Annotated in this window: 1 protein-coding gene and 1 pseudogene; one reads left to right on the top strand and one right to left on the bottom strand. The window is 62.5% G+C overall.

What is annotated here, in order from left to right; all coding sequences use genetic code 11:
• A pseudogene (locus HV796_RS43130) lies at positions 1-129 on the top strand (IS6 family transposase); the annotation flags it as partial.
• An 85-nt stretch (positions 130-214) separates the two neighbouring features.
• On the opposite strand, the gene HV796_RS43125 reads toward HV796_RS43130, so the two are convergent.
• On the bottom strand, positions 215-605 hold a 391-nt coding region (locus HV796_RS43125; protein ID WP_175233657.1), incomplete at its 5' end, for a tyrosine-type recombinase/integrase.

Genomic DNA, 605 nt, shown 5'->3' with positions numbered 1-605 from the left:
AAGGATTTCAACTGCGCGCGCGTTATTCTGAGTGGCATCGAGCTGATGCACATGATCCGCAAAGGGCAGATGAGAAACGATGGCTTCGCCGCGACGCCTGCTGTCCAGTTCTATTCGTTGATAGCATAAGCAGTCCTATTCATATCGGGATTTACTTCGGCCTCACCGTCTTATCGCGACAGAACCGTCTTTTCCGAACACGTGCCAGCTGGTGCTACCAGTCGATGCGGTGCTTTTCTTCGGTTTCCCGATGGCGCTGGTCGTCATCGGCATGCAGGTACAGGCTCGTGGTGGTCAGCGACGCGTGACCGAGATTGTCGCGCACCAGTCGCAAATCCAGGTTCCCGTCGGCCATGTGGGAGCCCGCGCTGTGGCGCAGCCAGTGCGCGGACGCCCGCTCGAGCTGGGCCGCACGGGCGACGTATTCGTCACCGCGCAGGCGCAGTTTTCCGGCGGCGCCGGCGAAGATGCCCTTGACGATCGAGTGTAGCGCCGCGCGCGTGAGCGGCTTCATGGATTTTCCGAGAGGCAGCACGAGCGGCGTGTCCTCATGCGGGGCGGGCAGTACGGGCAGGCCACGTTCGCGCCGGTAGCGGCCCAGCTCG

Source organism: Paraburkholderia humisilvae (assembly GCF_902859855.1).
Classification (GTDB): Bacteria; Pseudomonadota; Gammaproteobacteria; order Burkholderiales; family Burkholderiaceae; genus Paraburkholderia; species Paraburkholderia humisilvae.
The sequence above is the reverse complement of the archived record's forward strand: the minus strand, read 5'-3'. Positions and strand labels throughout refer to the sequence as shown.